This is a genomic window from Xenorhabdus mauleonii (assembly GCF_900113945.1).
GTDB classification, from domain to species: domain Bacteria; phylum Pseudomonadota; class Gammaproteobacteria; order Enterobacterales; family Enterobacteriaceae; genus Xenorhabdus; species Xenorhabdus mauleonii.
Genome location: NZ_FORG01000006.1, coordinates 136,346 through 160,254, shown reverse-complemented (window position 1 = coordinate 160,254; position 23,909 = coordinate 136,346). Strand labels below are relative to the sequence as shown.

Sequence of the window (23,909 nt, the reverse complement as noted above, 5' to 3'; positions counted from 1 at the left end):
CATCAGGAGTTCGGTATGCTTAGTGTGACAAGTATTGAAGACCAAATTACAGCATTTTCCTGTGAATTGAAGTATGACAATATTCCATCAAACGCGCTGAACGCAGCACATTTGTCTATCCTTGATATATTTGGGGTTACCTTGGCAGGCTCAGTCCGCCCAGAAATTCAACTATTGCAGCGAGTCATCGGACAATGGGGTGGACGTGCTGTTTGCCCTGTTTTTGGGACAGATTTGCGCCTTCCTCCCAGCGAGGCTGCCCTGCTCAATGGTGCCGCATCGCGGGTTTTGGATTTTGATGATGTGGTCGATCCTTTGGGTATCCATCCCAGCGTGGCTATATTTCCAGCCCTCGCAACAATCGCAGCTATCCGCCGGAACCATGTTACTTCCCGTGAGTTTTTGACCGCGACGGTTATTGGACAGGATTTGATTACCCGACTTGCTCGCGCACGTAAGGAAACACTCCTTGAAAGTGGGCGGTATGATCTCAGTAAGGTCATTGCGGCAACCGCAGCCGCGGGGCGCCTGTTTGGCCTTGCACCTGCCCAGTTGCGTTCTGCGATGGGAATTGCCTACACATCTGCCCTTGGTGAAGCTCAGTGCATGGTAGAAGGAGCGCCAACCGTTTCTTACCAGCAAGGGCTTGTTGCTTCTAATGCAGTGAAGGCGGTTCTTCTGGCCTCGGAGGGATTTGATGGCACCCATCATTTCCTCACGGGCCGATACGGCTTGTACAGCGCGTTTGAGCCGGGTTCAAAACCAGCCAGTATCGTCGAGGGATTGGGTACTGTATTTGCCAGTGAACATGATCTCGCATTCAAATACTACCCAACTTGTCGGCCTAATATTTCGGCGACCCTCTTGGCCATCAGTTTATCTGGTCACGTTCAAGTCAGACCTGAAGATATTGCTCACATTGATATTGCAATGAACCAGCAAATCTACGATTTGGTGTGTGAGCCGGCCGATAAAAAATGGAAGCCAACAACGCCAGTAGAGGCGAGATTCAGTATGGCGTATACCGTAGCCGTTGGTTTGCGGAATGGGAGTGTTCATATTACGGATTATGATACTGATGCATTGACGCGTGCAGATGTGCTCTCCGTGAGTGAAAAAGTGCGGCCACGTGTTGATCCCAAGTGTGACATTCCTGAACTTGGGACTCATGGGCGAATCGAAATCAGTATTCATTATACCAATGGGGATGTTCGTACCGGATTTGTTGATATACCGAAAGGGCATCCGCAAAACCCTCTTGAGCCTGCTGACATCATTGAAAAATTCACACATTGCGTTAGTTATTTCGACCCTGAGAACGGGGCAATGCGGGCGCATAATTCAGTTCGGGCTTGGGAACGGCTCACCAAGGATGAAACAGCCTTGAATGACTTTTTAGCCTATGGAATAGCGTCGGTGCAATAACCACATTATTGAATCAGGGCCTGGGGCATTATTCGATGATTTTTTGACGAAATTTTCGATGTACCCCAGCCCGTTATTTTTACTCTTAAATGCGTTCCCGGTTAAGCATGAGAGCGATTGTCTATCACCCGAACGGCTTTTCCTTCTGAGCGAGGAATTTCGCCGGAACTGACAATGTTGATTTCTGTACTTAGCCCTGTCATGGATTTGATGTGATGACGCAATTGATGGCTGATATCGCTGCGTTGTTCTGCGCTAAATTGATCGGGTTCTTTCAATTCGACTTTGACGGATAGCCTGTCGTAATTGCCGATGCGATCAATTTCCAATTGATAGTGCGGGGAGAGCTCTTTAATGCGCATAATCTGCTCTTCTATCTGCGAGGGAAAGAGGTTGATGCCGCGAATGATTAACATGTCATCGGAACGTCCGGTGATCCTGTCCATGCGGCGCATATTGCGTGCCGTACCGGGCAATAAGCGTGTCAGGTCACGGGTACGGTAACGAATGATGGGCATGGCTTCTTTGGTTAAAGTCGTGAGCGTTAATTCTCCCTTTTCGCCATCGGCTAAGTTATTCATGTTGTCAGGGTCAATCACCTCTGGGTAAAAATGATCTTCCCAAATCGTCGCGCAGTCGGCATATTCCAGCGATTCCATAGCGACACCCGGCCCGATGACTTCTGATAAGCCATAAATATCCAATGCCTTGATGCCCATGCGAGCTTCAATCTCATTGCGTATGGCATCACCCCAAGGCTCCGCACCGAAGATCCCGACGCGCAAGGAGCATTTTCTGGCATCTCCGCCCATTTGCTTTTCCAGTTCGTCGAGCAAAGTCAGGCAGTAAGAAGGTGTCATCATGATAACGTCAGGTTTGAAGTCCTGAATCAACTGTGCTTGTTTTTCTGTGTTGCCACCGGACATAGGAATGACTGTCGCACCCAGTCGCTCTGCACCATAGTGCGCCCCCAATCCTCCTGTAAACAGGCCATAACCGTAGGCGACGTGCACTTTGTCTTTGGCGCTGGCGCCAGCAAAACGCAGGCAACGGGCTATGATATCGGCCCAATTGTCGATATCCCGCTGAGTATAACCCACTACAGTAGGCCGGCCGGTGACGCCGGATGAAGCGTGAATGCGCACTACTTGCTCCATTGGAACGGCGAAGGTGTCAAAAGGATAGTGCTCCCGCAAATCTTGCTTGGTGGTGTACGGGAATTTACGGATATCTTCGAGCTGTTTGAAATCGCTCGGATGGACACCGGCTTCGTCAAATTTCCGGCGGTACATGGGAACATTGTTATAGGCGTGATTGAGCGTCCATGCAATCTGTTGCACTTGCCACGCCTGAATTTCGTCACGTGAGGCAAATTCGAGCGAGTCAGGATGTCGGTTCTGATATTGATTCTGGTGTTGGGTTGAATGTTTGTTGGAGTATGCTCTGAGGTCTTGTACGTTGTTGCTCATAATTGCCTGTCCTTTTGTTGGTGTGTTTGTAACAGGTTGCTTTTGTACGTATACCCTTTGTTTTTCAGGTTACAGCGTTGTTGGCTGCTCTTACTCCAGTCACTGTAGTGAAAAAATTACAGTCAGTTTTGCTCCCGGGGGAGCGGTTCCCTTGCCATCGTGCTGCGATTTGAAATCCATTGGATATTGATGCAGGTGTTGGTTGCGTCAGGTATTTATGAAACTCGTTCAATAATCATGGCGATGCCTTGCCCGACACCGATGCACATGGTGCACAAGGCGTAACGGCCAGCACGCCGTTCCAGTTCAAGGGTTGCCGTCAGCGCAAGACGGGCGCCGCTCATTCCCAACGGATGGCCCAAAGCAATTGCTCCACCATTCGGATTGACGTGCTCTGCGTCATCAGGCAGCCCCAGTTGGCGCATGACAGCCAGCGATTGGGCTGCGAAGGCTTCGTTCAGCTCAATGACATCCATTTGATTTAGGCTCAAGCCAGCAAGCGCCAGCACTTTTTGGCTGGCTGGCAGTGGGCCGATCCCCATGATGCGGGGTTCGACGCCGCAGGTAGCCGTAGCGACAATGCGCGCCCGAGGCGTTAACCCTTGTCGCAATGCTTCTGCTTCTGAGGCAACAATGAGTGCTGCCGCGCCATCATTGACGCCGGAAGCGTTCCCGGCGGTCACCGTTCCGCCAGCGCGGAATGGGGTTTTGAGCCGTTGCAATTGTTCAAATGTTGTTTCCGGCCGAGGGTGTTCGTCTTGTGAAACGGTGGTTAAGGCCCCCTTTTTGCTGGATGCCGGCAGGGTGACGGCAAGGATTTCTTCTGCCAGTATGCCTTGTTGCTGTGCGCGGGCGGCACGTTGCTGGCTGCGCAAGGCAAAAGCATCCTGAGCGTCACGGCTGATTTGAAATTCAGCGGCAACGTTCTCTGCGGTTTCCGGCATGGAGTCCGTGCCAAATTGCTGCTGCATCAGTGGATTGATAAAACGCCAGCCGAGGGTGGTATCGAAAATCTCGGCCTGACGGCTGAATGCGTTGTCTGCCTTGCCCATAACAAACGGGGCGCGGGTCATCGATTCTACGCCCCCGGCCAATACCAGTCCGGCATCGTTGGATTTGATGCTGCGGGCAGCAAAGGCCAGCGCATCCAGACCAGAGCCGCACAGGCGATTGACGGTTGTCCCTGATATTGTGTCTGGCAAGCCGGCCAGCAGCAATGCCATGCGTGCAACGTTGCGGTTATCTTCTCCGGCCTGATTGGCGCAGCCGAGGATCACATCATCAATTTTTCCCCAGTCCAGTGCCGGATAGCGTGCCATCAATGCCCGAAGCGGCAGGGCAGCCAAATCATCGGCACGCAGGCCGGAAAATACGCCGCCATAACGCCCGATGGGGGTACGGATACCATCGCAGATAAACGCGTGAGTCATGATTTTTCTCCGTGGCTGCCTGCCAAAATAGAGTGATCCAAGCGGTGGGCGCGGCCGTGGAACAAGGCCACGGTTTTGCCTTCTTGATTGAGGATTTCGACGTTGTACAGCCCGGTGTTTTTACCCTGATATTTTGCAGACGCGGTGGCGATAAGGTGATCGCCGGCCAATGCCGGGCGGACGAAGTCGATACTGCCGGACGTTGCGACCGCGGCTTGTCCTTGGCTGTTGCAGGCATAGGCAAAGGCGGTATCCGCGAGGCTGAACAGGATGCCGCCATGACAACTTTGATGACCATTGAGCATGTTGGGCATTATTGTCATGCTGAGTCGGGCTATCCCTACATCAATATGCTCAATGTGCATCCCCATATTTTGGGCGCAGGTATCTTTGGCATACAGGGTTTCAATGCAGCGGTGAGCCTGCTGGGTGGTGGCGTTATCATACATGGGTGCTCCCCCTATTCTGGTTTTGGTGCTGCGGGGAAAGCTGCAATTTGGCATGGCCTGCCGCCAATTGGCGCAGCAAAGGCGCCGGACGGTAACGGGGATCGCCATAGTATTTTTGCAGGTTTTCCAGTGTACTGAGCAGGTGCTTCCAGCCTATTTGCTTTCCCCATGCCAGCGGGCCGATGGGATAGTTCACGCCATAGCGCATTGCCAGATCGAGATCTTCCGCGCTGGCAACGCCTTTGTTGAGGGCATCCAGTGCTTCATTGCACAGCATGGCGACGGTACGCATGGTCAACAGGGCAGGATAATCCGGCAGGAGAATGACCTGTTTGCCGAGAGATTGCAGGAAGCCTATCACTTTTGCCGTCTGTTGGGGCGGATTCTGGTAAGCCGTGCTGAGTGTAATGATGGATGCCGCCTGATGGTTGGCGGACAGATCAAACTGCATGACCGGGACTCTGATTTCATCAGCAATCTGGGCGCAGGTTCTCCCTTTGGTCAGCGTCAAGACAACATCATCAATCTGCAAGGTGGGAGAGTGGAAGCGATCATTTTTGTGTTCTTCGAAAATGATCCCATATTTTTGTAACTCAGCCTGTTTTAGAAAATCCGTGAAATACGGTAAAGAATCCCAATTGCCCGTTGCCCTGATTCGTTCAGGTTGTTTTTGTTCTTTGGCGTGTTTCGGTTCTATTTTAGGTATCGGTTGAGTCTCTTTCTTGTTGCTGCCCCGCCCTTTAATATCGCTGTCGTGGCCTTTAATATCATAGTGATAAAACCCTCGGCCGCGCTTGCGTCCCAGATGTCCGGCATCCACCAGCTCTTTTTGTTGCAGTGAAGGCTGGAAGCGGGGATCGCCGTGGAACGCGTGAAACAGGGATTCGGTCACGGTGTAATTGATGTCATGTCCGATCAAATCCATCAGTTGCAAAGGCCCCATCGCAAAGCCACCTGACTCTTTCATGACGGCGTCGAGTGTCGCGGGGCTGGCAACCTGTTCCTCCAGCGCACGCAGTGCTTCGGCATAGAAGGGACGTGCGATGCGATTGACGATAAAACCCGGGGTGGAGCGGCAAATTACGGGCTGTTTTTTCCAGTTGCTGATCAGCGCCTTGAGTGTCATCACGGTTTGGGGGGAAGTTTCCAGACCCTGTACGATTTCCACCAGTTTCATCAAGGGTGCCGGATTGAAAAAATGCAGCCCTGCCATGCGTTGGGGGGCTGGCACCGCACGGGCGATGGCGGTAATCGACAATGATGAGGTGTTACTGGCAAACAGCGTCTTGGTTGAACAAATCGTTCCCAATTGACGGAATAGCTCTTGCTTCGCTTCCAGTTGTTCGATAATGGCCTCAATCACCAGCGCACAAGGCGCCAGTGCTTGCAGTGAATTAACCTGAGTGATGCGCTGCAATAACGCTTGGGTTGCGCCGGCTTCTGCCTTGCCCGCTTCCACGCGTTGATGCAAACGTGCTTGGAGGCTATCCAGTGCATGGCGTGCAGCAGCGCCATCCATATCAAACAGCAGGACGGTATGTCCTGCCTGAGCCGCGACTTGAGCGATGCCAATGCCCATCGTTCCCGCGCCGATAACGGCGATGGGGCCTTTGAGTGCTGGCGCGTTCATCGTTATTTCCCCTGAAATTTTGGCTGGCGTTTTTCGACGAATGCGCGGACGCCTTCACGGAAGTCTTCACTGCGCCCGCACAGGCGCTGTAAATCACGCTCGAGGTCAAGCTGTTGATCCAGCGAGTTGGCGGCCGCGGCATACGTGGCCTGTTTGATGTAGCCAAGAGCCAGTGTGGGTTGTGTCGTCAGGTGCTGGGCCAATTCTTGTGTTTTGCGCTCCAGCTCTTCAGGTTCGACGACTTGCCAGATCATGCCCCATTCCAATGCTTGCTCTGCGCTGATTTTTTCACCCAACAACGCCATGCCCATAGCGCGCGCATGCCCGATTTTTTGAGGCAGGAACCAGCTACCGCCGGAATCGGGAGCCAGTCCAATGCGGCAGAAGGCTTGAATGAAGCTGGCGGAGCGGGAAGCGATAACAATGTCGCAGGCCAGGGCGAGAGAAACACCGGCACCCGCCGCGACGCCATTGACTGCGCAGATAATCGGTTTGGGCAAGGAGGTCATGCGCCGGATCAGCGGATTGTAGTAACGTTCAACGGATTGACCGAGATCGGGGATGTCTCCGTCAGTAATGATAGAGTTTCTGTCATTCAAATCCTGGCCAGAACAGAAACCACGTCCGGCGCCGGTCAAAAGAACACAGCGCACAGATTCATCCTGTTCAGCAATATCCATCGCTTGGCTTAACTGTTGGTGCAGCTCTTCAGTAAAACTGTTGAGGTACTCCGGGCGATTAAGAGTAATGCTAAGGACACCCGCTTTAATTTCGGTCAGTACCATTGACTTGTTTTCCATTTATTAAAATCCTTTAAATGTAGGTTTACGTTTTTCCAGAAAGGCGGCGATGCCTTCCTGACGATCGGTTGTGCCCGCCAAAGCGACAAATTGTTGGCGCTCAGCGAGTAATCCTTGTGACAGGCCGGTTTCTTGTGCGGTCTTGAGTGCGGCTTTGGCTGCCCGTAGTGCCAAGGGGGAAAATTCACTGATGCGTTGCGCAATTTGTTCCGCCCGCGCCAGCGTGTTTTCATCAATGCACACTTCGCTGACCAATCCCGCCAGTTGTGCTTGCCGGGCGTTGATGGCTTCCCCTGTCAGTACCATTTGATGAGCCAGTGCCTTACCGACGCTGCGGATGAGCCGTTGTGTCCCTCCCGCCCCCGGGATCAGCCCCAACGTGATTTCGGGCAGGCCAAAGCGGGCGCTTTCGCCACAAATCACAAAATCACAGGCCAGAGCCAATTCGCAGCCAGCGCCAAGCGCGTAACCGTTCACGGCGGCAATCATGGGCTTATTAATATTGTGCAGGCGTTGCCACAGTTGTGGGCGGCGATCAGTGATGGCTGTTGCCACGGTTTGTTGTTGCAGTTCTTTCAGGTCAGCCCCGGCCGCAAAATAGCGCGCTGCGCCGGTAATGACGATAGCGCCGGTTTCTTTATCTGCATCCGCCTGTTCCAACTGTTGTACTAACAGTTCAAGGCAATCATTGCTGAGAGCATTGCGCACGTCCGGTCGGTTGAGGGTCAATGTGCGTACTCTCTGTTGCTGGTGGCTGATGATCCATTCCTGATTCATTGCGGGTTCCTCAGTGATACCCTTCGTCTTTCAAGTTGCAGTTTGGTTGGCTGCAACTTGAAACCCATTGGGTACATTTATGCAGCTGTTTAAACAAAGTGCTTAAACGTCAAAATCGACAACGACGCCATCGCCTTTCGGCCACGATTGGCAACTCAGGATATAACCTGCCGCCAATTGGTCCGGTTCAAGGCTGTAGTTCACATTCATCTCCACTTCGCCGGATTTAAGCTGGCATTTACAGGTTGCGCATACCCCTCCCTTGCAGGCGTATGGCAAATCTGCGCCTTGGCGCAGGGCTGCATCGAGAATGCTGTCATCCTCGGTATTCATGGCGATGTTGAAAGTACGCCCGTCCAGATGAATTTCAACGCGGGTTTCACTGCGATCGGCAAGATTGGCCGGGCGGGGGCGTGCTTGGGCGTTTCCGGTATTGAAACGTTCGCTGTGGATGCAATTAGCCGGCATGCCTGCTTGTTCGAGTGCAGAATGGGCATCGTCCAGCATCGTTTCTGGCCCACAGAGAAATGCCCGATCAAACTGCGTAAAATTGAGCAGGGTTTTGCCGATGCGTTGCAGGTGTTCAATATCAATGCGCCCATTGAGCAGGGGGCTGTCGGTGGCTTCCTGACTGAATAAGTACAGCACCTGAAAACGGCTCAGGTAGCGGTTTTTGAGATAGGCCAGCACTTCCTTGAACATGACGGAGCGGCTGGTGCGGTTACCATAAATCAGGGTGAAAGTGCTGTCTGGTTCCAGCGCCAGCGTGCTTTTGATGATTGATAAAATCGGCGTGATGCCTGAACCGGCGGCAATGGCTAAATAGTGCCCTTGTTGGTCGGCATTGGGAATATGGCCAAAATTGCCCTGCGGCAGCATAACGTCCAGCTCATCCCCGACTTTTAATTGCTGATTGATAAAGGTGGAAAAACGGCCTTGATAGATGGCCTTGACGCCAATTTGCAATGCATCATCCAGCGGTGAACTGCAAATAGAGTAGCAACGGCGCAGCTCTTCACCGTTTACCTGTGCCTTGAGTGTCAGGTGCTGGCCCGGCTGGTAGAAAAAGTGTTTTTTTAGCTCACTGGGAACATGCAGTGTGACGGTCACGGCTTCCGGTGTTTCTCGTTCAATGGCAGCAATGCTTAATCGGTGGAAGCGATGCCGTTGAAAATCATGTGAACGTGTTCGGTGAAAAGTAGCCATCTTCACTCCCTATTAAATGCATTTGAAGTAATCAAACGGTTCCAGACACTGCTGACAGCGATAAAGGGCTTTGCAGGCCGTAGAGCCAAACTCGCTGATTTTTTCTGTTTCATGGCTGCCGCAACGCGGGCAATGGATGGGATCTGCCTCCGCCGGTTTTTCGCAGGACAGGCCTTGGGGCGGGGCGATGCCGGATTCTTTCAGGCGTTGCTTGGCATCGGCATTCATCCAATCCGTTGTCCATGCGGGAGACAGGCTCACGTTGACATGCACTGGCGCAAAGCCCGCCTGAGTCAGCAACTGGCGGATTTCGTTAATCAGAAACTCCGTCGCCGGGCAGCCAGAATATGTCGGGGTAAATGTCACCTGCCACCCTGTTTGCAAAGGCGTGACAGCGCGCACCATACCGAGATCGGTAATGGAAAGCGCCGGCAGTTCTGGATCGGCAATTTTATGCAGACACTGCCAGATCTGATGAACTTCCGGCTGTTGCAAGGCTTTTAATTGCTGTTCCATGATCCTTTCCTCTTTTACCAAGCGCAGTTACCAATTGCAGTTGGGATAAGCGCGTTGCAGGGACTGCATTTCTGCCAGCATGTACCCTAAATGTTCTGTGTGTAGTCCTTGCTTGCCGCCTTGCCGGTAGGGTAGCTCTGCCGGTATTTCCAACGTGGCTTCCGCCAATGTTTCGGTGACGATATCCAGCCACGGTTCATGCAGGGTGCGGGGATCCACGGCAATGCCTTCTTCGGCCAGCCGTTGCTCGATATCGTCGCAATGGAATAACTCGCCGGTGAAACGCCATAGCTGATTGATTGAATGCTGGATTTTTTTGTGGCTTTGTTCTGTTCCATCCCCCAGACGGATCATCCAACCACGGCTGAAGCGCAGGTGATATTCCACTTCCTTCAATGACTTGGCACTGATGGCTGCGAGTTGGGAATCTCGGCTCTGTCCCAATGCCTGATGCAGCAGGACATGGTAGACATCAATGAAAAACTGGCGCACCAGTGTGTCGTTAAAGCCGCCGTTGGGTTGTTCAACCAGCAATAAATTGAGGAATTCACGCTCATCGCGATGAAATGCCAGATAATCTTCATCAGGCTTTTTCTCTGGGCCTGGATGTGAGTTTGCGCCTGGCATGATCGTGGCGGCATAACTGAGAAAATGGCGTGCCTGCCCCAGCAGGTCGAGGCCAATATTGGACAGCGCGAGGTCAATTTCCAGTTCTGGTGCATGGCCGCACCATTCGCACAGGCGCTGTGCCAGAATCAACGGCGTATCTCCCTGCCGCAGCACGTAATTCAACAAGTCATGATTGGATGCCGAAACGCTATGTGTATTCATGTTTCCGTTTCCCTACATATTCTTGATGCCATCAGGAATGGTATAGAACGTCGGGTGACGATAAATCTTGGTTTCCGATGGCTCGAAAAAAGCGCCGCGATCTTCCGGTTGGGAAGCGATCAGATAAATGGATTTAACGACCCAGATTGAGCAGCCCTCATTGCGGCGGGTGTAGGCATCACGTGCGTTTTCCAGAGCCATCTGGTCATCTGCCGCATGCAGGCTGCCAACATGTCGGTGTGCCAGCCCTTGCTTGCTGCGGACAAAGACTTCATAAAGTGGCCAATCGGTATTGTTCATTTTATGTCTCCTCCTGTTCCGATTTTGTTCAGATAACGCAGCGGATTAAGCAGCCCGTTTTTTATCTGCCATTTTTTTGGCATGGACAGAAGCCGCCTCACGCACCCAGCTTCCGTTTTCCCAAGCCCGGCGTTTGTCTTCCAGACGTTCGTGATTGCATATCCCTTGCCCTTTCAGTACCCGATAAAATTCATCCCAGTTGATTTCACCAAAGCGGTAATGCCCGGTCGTTTCATCCCAGGCCAGTTCAGGATCGGGGGCTGTCATGCCCAGAGCTTCCAATTGGGGAACGGTGTTATCGAGGAATTTTTGCCGCAATTCATCGTTACTGAATCGCTTAATTTTCCACGCCATACTTTGGGCACTGTTGGGAGAGTCATTGTCATTGGGGCCGAACATCATCAATGTAGGCCACCAGAAACGGTTGATGGCATCTTGCAACATTGCGCGTTGGGCTTCACTGCCGTTTGCCAGAGCCATGACGGCTTCATATCCCTGTCTCTGGTGGAAGCTCTCTTCTTTGCAGATTTTCACCATGGCGCGGGCGTAGGGGCCATAAGAGGCCCGGCATAAAGCAACCTGATTCACGATTGCCGCACCATCGACCAGCCATCCGATGACGCCAACATCCGCCCAGCTCAGCGTGGGGTAGTTAAATATAGAGGAGTATTTCATCTTGCCATCTAATAATTTTTGATAAATGTCTTGACGAATACAGCCCAGTGTTTCAGCCGCACTATAGAGATACAGCCCGTGCCCTGCTTCATCTTGCACCTTGGCGAGCAGTACGGCTTTGCGGCGCAGTGTCGGGGCGCGGGTGAGCCAGTTGGCTTCCGGCAACATGCCGACGACTTCCGAATGTGCATGCTGACCAATTTGGCGTATCAGGTTCTGACGATAGGATTCGGGCATCCAGTCTTTGGCCTCAATGGACAGATCCGCTGCAATTTTTGAGTCGAAATGCATCTGAAGTGGGTCAGTTGTCATGTTAGGCTCCGTTATGATTCTTATTTTCAAGTTAACAACATAAAAACGAATCATTTTTTAACTATAAATCTATAAACCGTTAACAAAAATATCAAACACATATGTTGTATATTTGTTGTACACATCACAATATTAATTTAAATATGTTTAAAATCAGCCCATTAAAATTTAATGCCTAGCGATGGGTGGATTGCGAGCTAGGATTCGAATATAAATGTTTTATTTTTGTTGCGTCAGATGGTGGTTATTGTTAGTGAAATATGTGATACATAAATAACAAGCCATATCTTAATAAATGATTCATTAGTGAAATTGGTGGAGAAAAGAATGCAACAATTAACGAGTTACATTTGTGGTGCTTGGGTATATGGGCAGGGCAACTCCAGAACCATTCATCATGCAGTCAGTGGCGAAGCTTTGTATCAGGTATCTTCAAATGGTCTGCCATTGAAAGAGAGCCTAGAGTACGCCCGCGTACAAGGGGGCAAGGCGCTGTCTGCGATGACATTCCAGCAACGGGCACAGATGATGAAAGCCGTTGCCAAGCATTTGCTGGCCAATAAAGAAGCGCTATACGCCATTTCTTCAGAAACGGGCGCAACCCGCTCAGATAGCTGGGTGGATATTGAGGGAGGCGTGGCGACACTTTTTTCTTATGCAGGCTTGGCAGGACGTGAATTGCCGGATGATACCCTGTGGCCGGAAGATGAAATGATCCCATTGTCCAAACAATCCCAATTTGTCGCTCGCCACGTACTGACTTCGCGCCCCGGTGTGGCTTTGCACATCAATGCCTTTAACTTTCCCTGCTGGGGAATGCTGGAAAAACTGGCACCAACCTGGATGGCAGGCATGCCGGCTATCATCAAACCCGCAACCGCCTCTGCGCAATTGACGCAAGCGATGGTGAAAATGATCATCGACAGCGGTCTGGTGCCGGAAGGGGCATTGCAATTGATCTGTGGCGGCATTGGCGATCTGTTCGATCATCTTGATTATCAGGATGCGGTGACGTTTACCGGCTCTGCGCAAACAGGGCAGATGTTGCGTGCACACTCTCGGCTGATCGAAAAATCCATCTCTTTTACGATGGAAGCGGACTCTCTCAACTGCTGCATTTTAGGTGAGGATGTGACGCCTGAAATGCCGGAGTTTGGCGTATTCATCAAGGAAGTCGTGCGTGAGATGACCGTCAAGGCAGGCCAGAAATGTACGGCCATCCGCCGCATCATTGTGCCGGCCAACCAGATGGAAGCGGTCAAACAGGCATTGCTCAAGCGCTTGTCCGGCGTTGCGGTAGGTGATCCCTCCCTGCCTGATGTACGCATGGGGGCGCTGATTAATCTGGACCAGCGTGACGAAGTACAAATGAAGGTCAATGAACTGCGTGATAGCGGCTGTGAACTGTTATGCGGCGGTTCGCTGGATAAACTGGTTCTGACGGGCAATACCAACAGCAACGGCGCATTTTACCCTGCGACATTGCTCTATTGTGCCGATCCCATGACAAATCAGGTTGTGCACAGCACAGAGGCCTTTGGGCCGGTCTCCACGTTAATGGCGTATGAAGATACCGAACAGGCGATAACATTGGCGGGAATGGGGCAAGGAAGTCTGGTAGGTTCGTTGGTGACCGCGGATGAGCAGGTTGCAGTACAGGTGATTCGGGCGGCGGCGTGCGCCCACGGGCGCATGTTGGTATTGGATGAAGCGGCTTCTGCGGAATCCACAGGGCATGGCTCCCCATTGCCGATGCTGGTGCACGGCGGGCCTGGGCGGGCTGGCGGAGGTGAAGAGCTGGGTGGATTGCGTGCCGTAAAACACTATATGCAGCGTACCGCGATTCAGGGCAGCCCAAGTATGCTGGCTGCGATTGGCCGTGAATGGGTTCGTGGCGCAAAAGTGAAGGAAGATCCGGTTCATCCGTTCCGTAAGTACTTTGAACAAATTGAAATAGGCGAAAGCCTGCTGACTGCCCGCCGGACAGTTACGGAAGCCGATATTGTGAATTTTGCCTGTTTGAGCGGGGATCATTTCTATGCTCATGTAGATAAAATCGGTGCGGCTGAATCCCTGTTTGGTGAGCGCGTGGCGCATGGCTATTTCGTCGTATCTGCTGCGGCAGGCTTGTTTGTGGATGGCGCAGTGGGGCCTGTACTTGCCAACTACGGCATGGAAAATCTGCGTTTTATTGAGCCGGTCAAAATCGGCGATACGATCCAAGTACGCCTGACGTGCAAGAAGAAGATCAAAAAAGCCCAGAAAACGGCAGAAGATAAACCGCATGGTGTCGTGGTGTGGGATGTGCAGGTATTGAATCAGGAGCAGCAGCCTGTGGCGCTTTACAGCATCCTTACGTTGGTGGAACGGCAACAGGGCGACTTTACTGCATCGGCATAAATGCCTAATTAATGGATAACACAGACCGCCGGCAAACCGCGTAGAAATCCTGTGGTTTGTCAGCGGCCTGACACGGAGACAAAAACGCCGGCGGTTGCTGGTTCAATGCGTTAAGGAGTATATATTGCTACTACTTAATCCCTTACCATTTCGCCTCTAATGGAGAGACTCCCACGTGGGACGGAAAATGTGGCAGCACGTATTCTGCCATTTCCTGTAAAATTTCCTGTGCCGGTCTTTCTGAAAAATGTATTCCTAAAGCCGCATGGTTTACCCCAGCCTCTTTCCATTCGTGAAGTAAATCAATCAAGCCGTTACGCCCTGTTTTTAGTGTGAAACCACCACGTAATGGCGTTCTTGGGAAATTTGGATCTTCTACCAAATCAATCCAATCATTTGTCATATGTGGGCGGAACTCATTTTCAGGGAGTAATCCTCGCCAAGCTTTAATTTTTTCAGCCAACCGCCGTGGGCCGGCGCTGTTGTGAGTTGGCTCAGGATAAGTCAGCCATCCATCGGCATATTCAGCGATCCAATCCAGCGATTGGCGCGAAGCACCGGTAACAATTAATGGAATTGCGCCAAATACAGGCTTAGGCAGGAGTTCTGCACCAGTAAAACCACCAAGAGCAGAATTAATATTCAGGTATCCATCTTTCATCAACTGACGGAAATAAGTGACTGTATCAGCGAAGCGTTTGCCGCGTTGTTCAAAGTCGATTCCATAAGCCGGGAATTCAATGGGCCTGTCTCCGGATGCGATACCAAGCACTAAACGGCCACCGGAAATTTGATCAATGGTCGTCGCTGCCTTTGCAAGATCAATTGGATGGCGTAACGTGAAAATGGCACTTCCCGTTGCTAAAGAAATGGATTTTGTTTTCGCACTCAAATAGGCCAGATAGGTAAATGGATCGAAAAGTTGTCCCGCATCGCCAAATGAAGGGTCAAATAAAGGCACATCCCGAACCCATACTGCTGCAAAACCATATTTATCGGCCTGAACAACGAGATCTGATTGGCCTTCCATGACGTTCATGTCGCCTTGATAAAATTTTTGCGGTAAAAAAAGCCCTAGGGTCAGTTCGTTAGGGCGAAACATCCGTTGATAGCCAGGATGGTTCGCGAATAATTGCGATGAAGCTCCTTGAATCTTGCCAGAAGGTACTGAAGTTATTTGATTCATTTATTTTTCCTCACATATTATTTCTAAGGGCCTGTAGCGGGTTCTGGAATAGAAATTCCACGTTGCACCGCGGGTCTGGCTGCGATTCTGTCATGCCATTCGCTTAAATATTTATAATGGTTAAAATCAAAATTGATAATTTTGGCAATATGAGTCCAACCGAAATGAGCAATATCAGCGATTGAATAATCCTCTCCGCCAAAATATAAATTATTGGCTAAATGATTATTCATGGTTGAAAAAGCACGTTCAGTGAGTTTTTTATAGCGCTCAGTCGCTTCTTTATTTTTTCCGGAACCAAAAAACTCAAAATTAACTCTTTGCCCGATAATTGGCCCAACGCTGGATGCGTGGAAAATCAGCCATTGGATAGCCTGCCAACGTGCATTATGATCAACGGGAATTAATTTATTCGTTTTATATGCCAAATAGAGAAGAATTGCCGCAGATTCAAAAATTGTTGTATTTGTATCGCTGTCAACTAAAACAGGTATTCGCCCATGTGGATTAAGCGCTAAAAACTCAGGCAATAAATTTTCACCTTTATCTATATGCACATGGTTTAATTCATAGGGAAGCTCAAGCTCTTCCAGAGCAATAGTAATTTTAAATCCATTGGGAGAACTGTCAGTGTAAAGTTTGATCATAATGTTCTCTTTTATTGACTAAATGTAATTAGGTAAAAAGACAAATAGAAACCCATCTCCTTGTTGCGAAAACTAGAGTTATTGTCTTTTTATCAAATTTTTATTTGATCAGTAATTATTCCCCATAAATAAATTTCAGAATGAAATTTTAAAAAGGGTAATAGCGTGATTTAAATAATGGAAATGTTTCACTTATAATGCTGTCGGGCATTTCCAAGCTCATGGTATTAAAAAGAAAAAAATAAAATGTTTGATATGAAACAATCATAACTATTAGCCTTAATTTAAAATTTCATCAGTGAGTCAGTTGATGATATTATTATTGAATAATCCACGTTTTCACAGAAAATAGAAAACGATATTTTCTATCTTAAGAGTTTAGAAAAACTAAATTATGGCTAAATCACTCCCATTGCTAGCGTTACGCGCTTTCGTTGAAGTCGGCCAAAGCAAAAGTATCAAGGCGGCAGCACAGGCTTTGAATGTTACTCCGGGCGCTATTAGCCAACGGATCCGGTTATTGGAAACACGGGTTGGCGCCGAGTTATTCACACGTGAAAAATATGGCGTGCGCATGACTGAAGTTGGAGAAAATGTTTACCCGCAACTGCTTGATGCATTCCAGAGTCTTGAAAAAGCCTATGATAAATTGGAAAAATTTAACTCAAGGCCAGCGTTAACAATAAATACTTCTCCGACATTTGCAGCTTCCTGGCTTGTTCCACGTCTAGGCCATTTTAAGAAACAGCACCCACAAATTGAGATAGAAATCCAAACAACTTATTCTATTGTCGATTTAAAACGGGATCGGGTCGATATCGCGCTTCGTCACGGCCTTGGCCATTACCCAGGATTGGATGTTACCCAGTTGATGGTTCCTGTTTTAATTCCTGTAGCCAGCCCTGAGTTAATTAAAGCGCATCAGCCCGTGAATGAGCCTATTGATTGCCTTAATTACCCATTATTGCAGGATGCCAGCCGTGCGGATTGGTATCTATGGTTAAGCGCACACGGCGCTTCTGTTGATGAGCGGGCTGAACGCGGTTCATGTTTTGAAGATGATTTTTTACTTATCCGGGCGGCTAAATCAGGGCAGGGAATTGCCTTGGTCGCACAGGAATATGCTGAAGATGAAATTCGCGAGGGCCAGCTTATTCAGGTGCTTGATAACCCTTGGCCTTCTAAGTTCGCTTATTATGCCGTCTCTTTGCCGGACGCAATCGATCGTTTCGAAGTTAAGGCATTTATTGATTGGATAAAAGAAGAGGCAAAAACCTCATAGTAAAAGCGGACATAAAATCTATCTCCATCTCTATGGGTAAGGACGCCCGCGACTCTATGATTATCATGGCGCTTGGTGAGAGCTAGCCTGATGAGAACGAATGAGCCAGCGAATATCGGCTGGCTATGATGTGATTAATTCAGTAAACATCATATTTCAATAACAACGCCCGTTTCTTTGCCATAAATACTGCGGATATAGCCTTTGGCTACTTGCTCGCCGGTGCAGGTTTCTTGTCCCGGGAAAAATTTCGCGTAATGAGAAAAGGAGCTTTCTAATAGGCGAGGGCTGACGGCGTTGATTCTAATATTATTCAGTTCTGACGCTGCTGAACGAACAAATGCTTCAATGGCGGCATTCGTTACGGCGGTTTGTGAGCCATAAGGTGACGATATCTTGCCAACAATGCCTGATGTCAATGTGATAGAGCCTCCCTGTTTGATGTATTTTAAAGATTGCAGGGCGACATTTATTTGCCCCAAGGCTTTATTATTGAGGCTTTCTTCGTAATCGCTTAATTTTTCAGGTGATGTCCAAACCGTTTTACCAAATGTACAGACGACGGCATCAAACATTTTATGTGTTGATAAAAAATCATTTAATTGTTTTTTATCAAACACATCCAATGCATTTTCTTTTGAGTTTCGACTTGAGGCAATAATTTCTAATTTTGTCTGGTTGTCCGTTAACAAAACATGCTGTTTTTTTAGGTTATCAATGACGTTTTTGCCGATAGTTCCTGATGCACCTATGATTAATATTTTCATATTTATGATCCTATGCTGGAAAATTATTTATGACTATGCATTCTGCTTTACAGCGATATGCCCAATAGGCTTCAAGTTGCAGCCAATAAAGTTGCAACTTGAGAAACGAGAGTTATTGATAAGATATCTTTTGGGCATCTATTAATGATAGGTTGAAAATGCTAAATGACAAAAGCAGGTGAACTCACACGAGTAGCAGAGGCTAAATTTATAAAGTTAACTAAAAGGATCTTCATCTGAGTATTTTTTCTTGCCAATAACAGACCAATCTCCAGAAGCATCAACATCGAGAAAAATGTTATCATTTTTATGGGTGGACATAAGCCTATACTTCTTAGAAATTAGATTTTTATTTTTTGGATTGATTGTTTTGTTAATTAGAATTGGCCCTGTAAACATCATTGTATAATTGATTTTTCGTTCTTCACGTTGATAGTCTGCTATTTTTCTTCCGTTTGAAAATCTTGTTTCATCAAATAACCCTGTTCGCCATAAAGGATTTATAAAATTGCATTTTTCATCATGAATTATTTCTTTTTTCTCTTTCATTTTTAAAATAAAATCAATCCGCTTATCTCTTAGGCTAGCTTCATTGTGGCTTCTTATGTGTTTTACTCTTTCGAAGTAAGGGCTGTCACAAATTTGTTTGTAAAGATGATGCCTTTTGATTGTAATTGCCATTTCAATTATTAGGTTAAATATTTTTTTTGAATTTGGTAATGATGAAATAATAGCATTTCCGAATTCTTTTCCAGAGGCATCAAGATGCCAATTTTCTCCTGATACATCACCGATACCCATATCAGTTTTAAGGGATAGGTAGCTAAATTTATCTTTTTTTGTTTTAATATTACTGAGTTCTACATCAGCATCTAAATATATGCCGCCTTCCATGTATAGAATTACAAGGCGTGCTATGTCACTGACCGATGCATAATTGTGATAGTTTCCATTTAACTGCATAAAATAGATATGCCTTAAGTAATGGATTAACTCTCTATAATCGCCATATAGGTTTTCATGGATATCTTCATATGCATGATCTCTGTCAAAAAAAACTGAGCAATGAGGCTCTTCTTTTGGGACTACACTTTGAAAATAGGCTTGTCTGGTCAGATAATCAAAAGCCGTGTTGATATTTTTATAGTTGAAATGAAAGGAGTTTCCTATTACATAGAAGTTACTCCCTTGATAATTAAATTCCATTTTATTCAACGTGTTGGTAATTAATGATTTCACATTGCTGTTTCCCCAAATATTGACTTCAAAATTTGGATTTTTATACTTAACCAACATCATTCTTTTTAATAGATTTTCTGGTATATTGCCACCTACCCAGAAGTAATGGATTTTTTGTGGGATTTCCATGTTTTTTCCTCTTTCGGTGTAATGTGAAATATAAATGATGTGTTATTAATTAAGTTACCTTAAGGTTGATGGAAATATCAATTTCATGATAGATATAAGCTGAATTTAGTTATTAGCGCCTGATGGTGTTTTCTGTTTTGGTATTTATGATCCAAAATAATGGGTAGTTAATAAAAACAGATGAAATACCTTATGTGAAGAAGCAGTAATCGATGTAGCTAAAAATAACTTGGTTTTTAAATTAAATAATAATCAGGCGTTATGTTTTTTCAGCTTTTATATCACAATATTCCCATTCCATGATGCTGAAAAGGGTGATTCATCTCACATTATTTCAATATGATTTCTCACCGGTATTTTCGATTTGTTGATAACTTGGTGCTGAGATTTGTTTTTCACTAATCTCTCAATTGACAACTTTCCCGTAAAATCCGCATTACGGTATCGGCTCCGCTGCGATTGGGATTGATGCGAATCATACGTTGCTCCAACGTCGGATCGGTTTGGCGGAAAGTCGCGGAAATACGGTAAAACAGCGGCGGGATTTCAAATTTTGACTCTGCACCTACCGGATAAGGCAGTGCCCCGAATGTATGCGCTGCTGCAAGTACCTTTTCTGCGATAGGATCATGAAACTCCACTAATAATACTTTTGATTGGGCATTGGCGAGAAAGGCGTGTTTGACCTGAGGCAGTTCCCCTTGATTCAAGCGCATGACCAGCTCGTCATTCACTTCTGCCTGCACTGCGTGCATAACGGGGGCGAATACCATCCCACGCAAGGCCTCCATAGCCTGATAGCCCTGTATCTGGCAACCGCCGGAATACATGCTCCGCCGCAGGGCATCAATGGCAGTCTGTTTTCCTGCTACGAGACCGATACCTTGTGGCCCCAGTAACTTAAAGCACGAAAATGTGGAAAGGGTAGCACCGTGCTGGCAGCCAATTTTCGCCACTTTCATGGCTGCGTAGTTATCATCGACGAGCGACGGAATAAGGTGCTGATTCAGTGTGTCGATAACGCCTTGCAGGGTATAGCGGTCAGACATTTTCTGGCGTGTATGCTGGACAAGGCAGGCTGCTGGTTGATGTTGGCGGATTGCGGCGGAAATTTGTTCCGCATGATTGAAATCCGCGCGGATGACGTGCAGCCCCATTTGCTCAATCGATGTTTGGGTTGTGGGATAAATGGGCGCATTATGTACAAGTAAAGTTGAATTGGGGCTGGCTAACGCTGCCAGCCCTGCACGTAATGCGCCGGTTCCTGCTCCATTGACAAAGGCTGCGCTCTCGGCACCAAAAAATTCCGCAATGACCGTTTCAATGCGCCGGGTCATCCGTGGTTGGTGAAGATCCGGGACTAAGCCCAGATCACCTTGCGAAAGAAAATCAGCCCCAGGAAAATGACGACAGATAATATCCACCAGCTTGAATTGTTGTTGCTGCGCTTGTGCCATCGTCATACTTTGCAATGGATAGGTTTTCATTGGTTATTTTTTCCCAAAAGAACTTATTTTATTCCCAAAAGAAATAGCATGTTGGCAAGAATGCCCACGGCAATGGTTGCAATTGGGCCGATGGCCATTTCCACTAAAGGGCGTTTAGATGTACGGTTGAGCAGGTAGATACCCGCGACAATCATAAAGCCCATGCCCGGCAGAATCGCGTTGGAGGCAATCATAGCACCAACCAGCAAGGCAACTTCGAGCATTTTGGTGATCGCGGTACGAATATGCCCGCTGCATGCTTTCACGCCAGGGTATTTATCCAGCCAGATTGCGATTTTCGCCAGCAACTGGATCTCGATGAACATCGTGATGCCACCTGCGATAAAGGCAATCCAGGGATTGGTGGTCGCCAATCCGGCAACAAATATGAATTTCATGCCATTCGGGCTGTAAACGCCGGTGGCGATTGCAGTGGTTCCCACTAAAGGAATGAAGCCAATGGCACGAGCCAAGGCGACCAGCATGGCATTGGTTTGCTCGCCTTGTGCCATCAATTGCAGAGAAACCGGGCCTTCTGCCAGCAGGCTAAATGACATGGTTGCCGCACTGGCAGTCAGGCCTCCGCACAGGATCAGCAGCCATTTGTTTTTCTGGATGCGCTCGATGCGGGTTGAAAACAGGCCGACCAAGACTTCATTGGCTCCTTTTTGCTGTTGTGATTGGGCAGGGCGCTCACGCATTGCAAAGTAGAACATGGCAATCATCGACAGCAGCAAGGCCGCGCCATTTGGATCGATGCTGACAGGCTTTTCTATCATGCCGCCAAAACTCAGCGGGCCAATGGCTTTGGTGCCCACATAACCCACTAATGCGGTGAACATCACCAAAAGCCCTTTGCGATAGCCATATTGGTAGCCGACAACCATTGCCGGGAACAGGGCAAAACAGGCGACAATCGGATCACCGACTTTCTTGAGGTCATCAGTGAAATTCACGGGCAGCATCGCAAACAGTTCAACCACTGAGCGCAGGCCAGCCAATAAGGCGATGGCATACAGAGCGCCGATGATGCCAGAGGCAACATATCCTCTCCGGCTGTTGGTACACCAGATGCCAATCATGTCAGTGCCAAGCAGCAAACTGTGCACCAGCACAATGGGCGCAGTGAGTGAGAAGGGAATGCCGAAACCCACAACCAAGCCGATGCTCAGGGCGAAACTGGTTGCTGCGAGTGCCTTGCGGCTCATGCGCCCTTCAAGGTACTCCGGCAATAATGGGCGCAGGCCATCATGGAAAACGGCGATACCGCGGTTTGCCATCATCGCGGCAATGGCCCCGATGGCTGCCAGTAATCCTGCTTTGAAAGGGTCAACTTCTATCAATCTCATCAGGAATTCATGTAAGTGTTGCATGACAATTCCCTCACTGTGAAATAATGGTATTGATGATCACTGGCAGAACCATCTCAATATCTTGTCCGGTAAACCCAAATGCCTTTTTCCCTGCCTTGACATGGGCGATTATTTCTTCATCAGACAATATCTTTCCCGGCATACTGATAGTGGCACATTGGTCTAGGCCAATAAGGGCGATTGCAATGGCCAGCGCTCCGCCGCCGCCAGTATTGCAGGCGCCAAGATAGTAATCGGCTTCGCCATTTTTCACTGCCATCGCCGCTTCAATGTCATTCATGATGGTAATTGAAGTCGCTTTGTCTCCCGCCAATTGGCGAATACCTTCGGCTATTGCCCCTTTCTCTATTTGCCCACCAACGACAAATCTCATCTTCTTATCCCTCTCTTTGTATCTTCTATCGGATTGCTTTTTGAAAAAGCTATGTTTTTTTAACACTGAATTTTCAGTGCGGTTTTTTTTTAAGGCTGTGCTGGAAAAATCGTGCAGGATTATCACGTAACATTTGATCTACCTGCATTTGGGAAAATCCGGCTTCAAACAACATAGGGACAAAGACGGTAAGCAGATAATCAAACCCAATCCCTCCGTTGTTTTTCAAATGGGAGCGGCGAGTCATATCTTGGGAAAGCATAACGCGATCCAGTAGCCCATATTTGGCGACCTCTTGCAACATGCTGATGCGCCCGATATCTGGATAATAATTATTTTTGCCGATGGTATCGAATTGCACCCATGCCCCTGCTTCCAGAATTGGAATGATGGTGCTCAGGTTATCTCGTAGATCGCAATGGCCGATGGCGATATGTTCAGGAGAAACACCAAAGCCCGTCAGCAGTGCCAGTTGTTCACGCCCCATGGTGCTTAGTGTGGTATGGGTGGAAATGGGACAGCCTGTCGTTTGGTGAGCCAACGCCGCTGCTGCAAAGACTTTTTGCTCATCTTCCGTGATTTGCCCAAGGCTGGAACCAATCTCTGCGATTACCCCCGCTTTTAATGCCGTGCCATCAATCCCGATTTCAATTTCGGTGATCATGTCATCAGCGATCGCTTGTACGCTTAATTCGTTGAAATGGTCGGGGAAAAATGGCTGTTTGTAGTAGCCGGTTGAGGCAATAATATTGATGCGGGTATCACGCATTAGATCCAGCAAAAAAACCGCATTGCGTCCCATGTAGCGGTTAGTCATTTCCACTATATTCCGCACCCCAAGGGCATGGAGCTGGAGAAGTTCATCAACTATCAGGTCATATTGATCCAAGCGGCAATCCAGGCTGCCTTTTGCACCGGAAAGATCGATATGCAAATGTTCGTGGACATAGGTATATCCCGATGTGTCAAAACCACGATTTATTTTCACTGCTAAATGATGATTAACAGCTCGATTTTTTGATGAAGATTGCAGTGTGTCCCCCCCAATGTTCAACTTGATATCTTTGATATCCCGCTGCCCTAGTGAGTCTTCAACTGCATCAATGATGGATGAGGAATACGAAGCGGAATGTGTGGGCGTATCCCCAGTTTGCTTTTAGTTTCCCATAATGGTCTTTATAAATGATGATGTTATCAATGGCTATT

The 23,909-nt window shown here is 48.3% G+C and carries 22 protein-coding genes; 3 read left to right on the top strand and 19 right to left on the bottom strand.

The window, feature by feature from the left end; genetic code table 11:
* Positions 1-15: 15 nt before the first annotated feature.
* On the top strand, positions 16-1,425 hold the full coding sequence (locus tag BM100_RS08250) for an MmgE/PrpD family protein (protein WP_092509802.1): 1,410 nt from the start codon (positions 16-18) through the stop codon (positions 1,423-1,425).
* Between the two features lie 101 nt (positions 1,426-1,526).
* On the opposite strand, the gene paaK is transcribed toward BM100_RS08250, so the two are convergent.
* From paaK to paaA, 11 genes are all read right to left on the bottom strand, one after another.
* Positions 1,527-2,894 (bottom strand): phenylacetate--CoA ligase PaaK, encoded by a 1,368-nt coding sequence (paaK, locus tag BM100_RS08245; protein WP_092509800.1) that lies wholly within the window; start codon positions 2,892-2,894, stop codon positions 1,527-1,529.
* A 215-nt stretch (positions 2,895-3,109) separates the two neighbouring features.
* The gene (gene pcaF / locus BM100_RS08240; RefSeq protein WP_092509798.1) at positions 3,110-4,324 is read right to left on the bottom strand and encodes a 3-oxoadipyl-CoA thiolase; all 1,215 of its coding nucleotides are present in this window, start codon (positions 4,322-4,324) and stop codon (positions 3,110-3,112) included.
* Positions 4,321-4,773, bottom strand: a complete 453-nt coding sequence (paaI, locus tag BM100_RS08235) for a hydroxyphenylacetyl-CoA thioesterase PaaI (RefSeq protein ID WP_092509796.1) — start codon at positions 4,771-4,773, stop codon at positions 4,321-4,323. Before paaI ends, pcaF begins: the two co-directional genes overlap by 4 nt.
* Positions 4,766-6,403, bottom strand: coding sequence for a 3-hydroxyacyl-CoA dehydrogenase (locus BM100_RS08230; RefSeq protein ID WP_092509794.1), 1,638 nt, complete (start codon positions 6,401-6,403; stop codon positions 4,766-4,768). The genes paaI and BM100_RS08230 overlap by 8 nt, the downstream gene beginning before the upstream one ends.
* A 2-nt stretch (positions 6,404-6,405) precedes the next feature.
* The gene (gene paaG, locus BM100_RS08225) at positions 6,406-7,203 is read right to left on the bottom strand and encodes a 2-(1,2-epoxy-1,2-dihydrophenyl)acetyl-CoA isomerase PaaG (RefSeq protein ID WP_092509792.1); all 798 of its coding nucleotides are present in this window, start codon (positions 7,201-7,203) and stop codon (positions 6,406-6,408) included.
* A 3-nt stretch (positions 7,204-7,206) separates the two neighbouring features.
* Positions 7,207-7,980, bottom strand: a complete 774-nt coding sequence (gene paaF, locus BM100_RS08220) for a 2,3-dehydroadipyl-CoA hydratase PaaF (RefSeq protein WP_092509790.1) — start codon at positions 7,978-7,980, stop codon at positions 7,207-7,209.
* Between the two features lie 102 nt (positions 7,981-8,082).
* On the bottom strand, positions 8,083-9,186 hold the full coding sequence (paaE, locus tag BM100_RS08215) for a 1,2-phenylacetyl-CoA epoxidase subunit PaaE (protein ID WP_092509788.1): 1,104 nt from the start codon (positions 9,184-9,186) through the stop codon (positions 8,083-8,085).
* 12 nt (positions 9,187-9,198) lie between these two features.
* Positions 9,199-9,702 carry a 1,2-phenylacetyl-CoA epoxidase subunit PaaD gene (gene paaD / locus BM100_RS08210; protein WP_092509786.1) on the bottom strand — a complete coding sequence of 168 codons (504 nt, stop codon included), beginning with the start codon at positions 9,700-9,702 and terminating at the stop codon, positions 9,199-9,201.
* Between the two features lie 27 nt (positions 9,703-9,729).
* Positions 9,730-10,533 (bottom strand): 1,2-phenylacetyl-CoA epoxidase subunit PaaC, encoded by an 804-nt coding sequence (gene paaC, locus BM100_RS08205; RefSeq protein WP_092509784.1) that lies wholly within the window; start codon positions 10,531-10,533, stop codon positions 9,730-9,732.
* Positions 10,534-10,545: 12 nt separating this feature from the next.
* Positions 10,546-10,833 carry a 1,2-phenylacetyl-CoA epoxidase subunit PaaB gene (gene paaB, locus BM100_RS08200; protein WP_092509782.1) on the bottom strand — a complete coding sequence of 96 codons (288 nt, stop codon included), beginning with the start codon at positions 10,831-10,833 and terminating at the stop codon, positions 10,546-10,548.
* Between the two features lie 45 nt (positions 10,834-10,878).
* Entirely contained in the window at positions 10,879-11,820 is a 942-nt protein-coding gene (gene paaA, locus BM100_RS08195) for a 1,2-phenylacetyl-CoA epoxidase subunit PaaA (protein ID WP_092509780.1), read from the bottom strand.
* Between the two features lie 327 nt (positions 11,821-12,147).
* On the opposite strand from paaA, the gene paaZ reads away from it, so the two are divergent.
* Positions 12,148-14,220 (top strand): phenylacetic acid degradation bifunctional protein PaaZ, encoded by a 2,073-nt coding sequence (gene paaZ / locus BM100_RS08190; RefSeq protein WP_092509778.1) that lies wholly within the window; start codon positions 12,148-12,150, stop codon positions 14,218-14,220.
* 142 nt (positions 14,221-14,362) lie between these two features.
* Here the strand turns inward: paaZ and BM100_RS08185 are convergent, their stop codons facing one another.
* Both BM100_RS08185 and BM100_RS08180 read right to left on the bottom strand, forming a co-directional pair.
* Positions 14,363-15,406 carry an LLM class oxidoreductase gene (locus BM100_RS08185; RefSeq protein WP_092509776.1) on the bottom strand — a complete coding sequence of 348 codons (1,044 nt, stop codon included), beginning with the start codon at positions 15,404-15,406 and terminating at the stop codon, positions 14,363-14,365.
* 23 nt (positions 15,407-15,429) lie between these two features.
* The gene (locus BM100_RS08180) at positions 15,430-16,053 is read right to left on the bottom strand and encodes a glutathione S-transferase family protein (protein ID WP_092509774.1); all 624 of its coding nucleotides are present in this window, start codon (positions 16,051-16,053) and stop codon (positions 15,430-15,432) included.
* A 394-nt stretch (positions 16,054-16,447) separates the two neighbouring features.
* On the opposite strand from BM100_RS08180, the gene BM100_RS08175 reads away from it, so the two are divergent.
* A complete protein-coding gene (locus tag BM100_RS08175) occupies positions 16,448-17,335 on the top strand; it encodes a LysR substrate-binding domain-containing protein (RefSeq protein ID WP_092509772.1) in 888 nt (295 codons plus the stop codon).
* Between the two features lie 149 nt (positions 17,336-17,484).
* Here the strand turns inward: BM100_RS08175 and BM100_RS08170 are convergent, their stop codons facing one another.
* From BM100_RS08170 to BM100_RS08145, 6 genes are all read right to left on the bottom strand, one after another.
* Positions 17,485-18,102 (bottom strand): short chain dehydrogenase, encoded by a 618-nt coding sequence (locus BM100_RS08170; protein ID WP_092509770.1) that lies wholly within the window; start codon positions 18,100-18,102, stop codon positions 17,485-17,487.
* A 216-nt stretch (positions 18,103-18,318) separates the two neighbouring features.
* Positions 18,319-19,470 carry a glycosyltransferase gene (locus BM100_RS23395; RefSeq protein ID WP_092509768.1) on the bottom strand — a complete coding sequence of 384 codons (1,152 nt, stop codon included), beginning with the start codon at positions 19,468-19,470 and terminating at the stop codon, positions 18,319-18,321.
* Positions 19,471-19,868: 398 nt separating this feature from the next.
* A complete protein-coding gene (locus BM100_RS08160) occupies positions 19,869-20,957 on the bottom strand; it encodes an aminotransferase class I/II-fold pyridoxal phosphate-dependent enzyme (protein ID WP_092509766.1) in 1,089 nt (362 codons plus the stop codon).
* Between the two features lie 23 nt (positions 20,958-20,980).
* Entirely contained in the window at positions 20,981-22,330 is a 1,350-nt protein-coding gene (locus tag BM100_RS08155; RefSeq protein ID WP_092509764.1) for a YhfT family protein, read from the bottom strand.
* Positions 22,331-22,340: 10 nt separating this feature from the next.
* Positions 22,341-22,703, bottom strand: a complete 363-nt coding sequence (locus BM100_RS08150; RefSeq protein ID WP_092509762.1) for a DUF2620 domain-containing protein — start codon at positions 22,701-22,703, stop codon at positions 22,341-22,343.
* 73 nt (positions 22,704-22,776) lie between these two features.
* Positions 22,777-23,691, bottom strand: coding sequence for a phosphotriesterase family protein (locus BM100_RS08145; protein WP_244590599.1), 915 nt, complete (start codon positions 23,689-23,691; stop codon positions 22,777-22,779).
* Positions 23,692-23,909 lie beyond the last annotated feature (218 nt).

Bases quoted from the DNA above. Each gene is read 5' to 3' on its own strand.
- BM100_RS08250 (WP_092509802.1), top strand. From the start codon at position 16: ATGCTTAGTGTGACAAGTATTGAAGACCAAATTACAGCATTTTCCTGT.
- paaK (WP_092509800.1), bottom strand. From the start codon at position 2,894: ATGAGCAACAACGTACAAGACCTCAGAGCATACTCCAACAAACATTCA.
- pcaF (WP_092509798.1), bottom strand. From the start codon at position 4,324: ATGACTCACGCGTTTATCTGCGATGGTATCCGTACCCCCATCGGGCGT.
- paaI (WP_092509796.1), bottom strand. From the start codon at position 4,773: ATGTATGATAACGCCACCACCCAGCAGGCTCACCGCTGCATTGAAACC.
- BM100_RS08230 (WP_092509794.1), bottom strand. From the start codon at position 6,403: ATGAACGCGCCAGCACTCAAAGGCCCCATCGCCGTTATCGGCGCGGGA.
- paaG (WP_092509792.1), bottom strand. From the start codon at position 7,203: ATGGAAAACAAGTCAATGGTACTGACCGAAATTAAAGCGGGTGTCCTT.
- paaF (WP_092509790.1), bottom strand. From the start codon at position 7,980: ATGAATCAGGAATGGATCATCAGCCACCAGCAACAGAGAGTACGCACA.
- paaE (WP_092509788.1), bottom strand. From the start codon at position 9,186: ATGGCTACTTTTCACCGAACACGTTCACATGATTTTCAACGGCATCGC.
- paaD (WP_092509786.1), bottom strand. From the start codon at position 9,702: ATGGAACAGCAATTAAAAGCCTTGCAACAGCCGGAAGTTCATCAGATC.
- paaC (WP_092509784.1), bottom strand. From the start codon at position 10,533: ATGAATACACATAGCGTTTCGGCATCCAATCATGACTTGTTGAATTAC.
- paaB (WP_092509782.1), bottom strand. From the start codon at position 10,833: ATGAACAATACCGATTGGCCACTTTATGAAGTCTTTGTCCGCAGCAAG.
- paaA (WP_092509780.1), bottom strand. From the start codon at position 11,820: ATGACAACTGACCCACTTCAGATGCATTTCGACTCAAAAATTGCAGCG.
- paaZ (WP_092509778.1), top strand. From the start codon at position 12,148: ATGCAACAATTAACGAGTTACATTTGTGGTGCTTGGGTATATGGGCAG.
- BM100_RS08185 (WP_092509776.1), bottom strand. From the start codon at position 15,406: ATGAATCAAATAACTTCAGTACCTTCTGGCAAGATTCAAGGAGCTTCA.
- BM100_RS08180 (WP_092509774.1), bottom strand. From the start codon at position 16,053: ATGATCAAACTTTACACTGACAGTTCTCCCAATGGATTTAAAATTACT.
- BM100_RS08175 (WP_092509772.1), top strand. From the start codon at position 16,448: ATGGCTAAATCACTCCCATTGCTAGCGTTACGCGCTTTCGTTGAAGTC.
- BM100_RS08170 (WP_092509770.1), bottom strand. From the start codon at position 18,102: ATGAAAATATTAATCATAGGTGCATCAGGAACTATCGGCAAAAACGTC.
- BM100_RS23395 (WP_092509768.1), bottom strand. From the start codon at position 19,470: ATGGAAATCCCACAAAAAATCCATTACTTCTGGGTAGGTGGCAATATA.
- BM100_RS08160 (WP_092509766.1), bottom strand. From the start codon at position 20,957: ATGAAAACCTATCCATTGCAAAGTATGACGATGGCACAAGCGCAGCAA.
- BM100_RS08155 (WP_092509764.1), bottom strand. From the start codon at position 22,330: ATGCAACACTTACATGAATTCCTGATGAGATTGATAGAAGTTGACCCT.
- BM100_RS08150 (WP_092509762.1), bottom strand. From the start codon at position 22,703: ATGAGATTTGTCGTTGGTGGGCAAATAGAGAAAGGGGCAATAGCCGAA.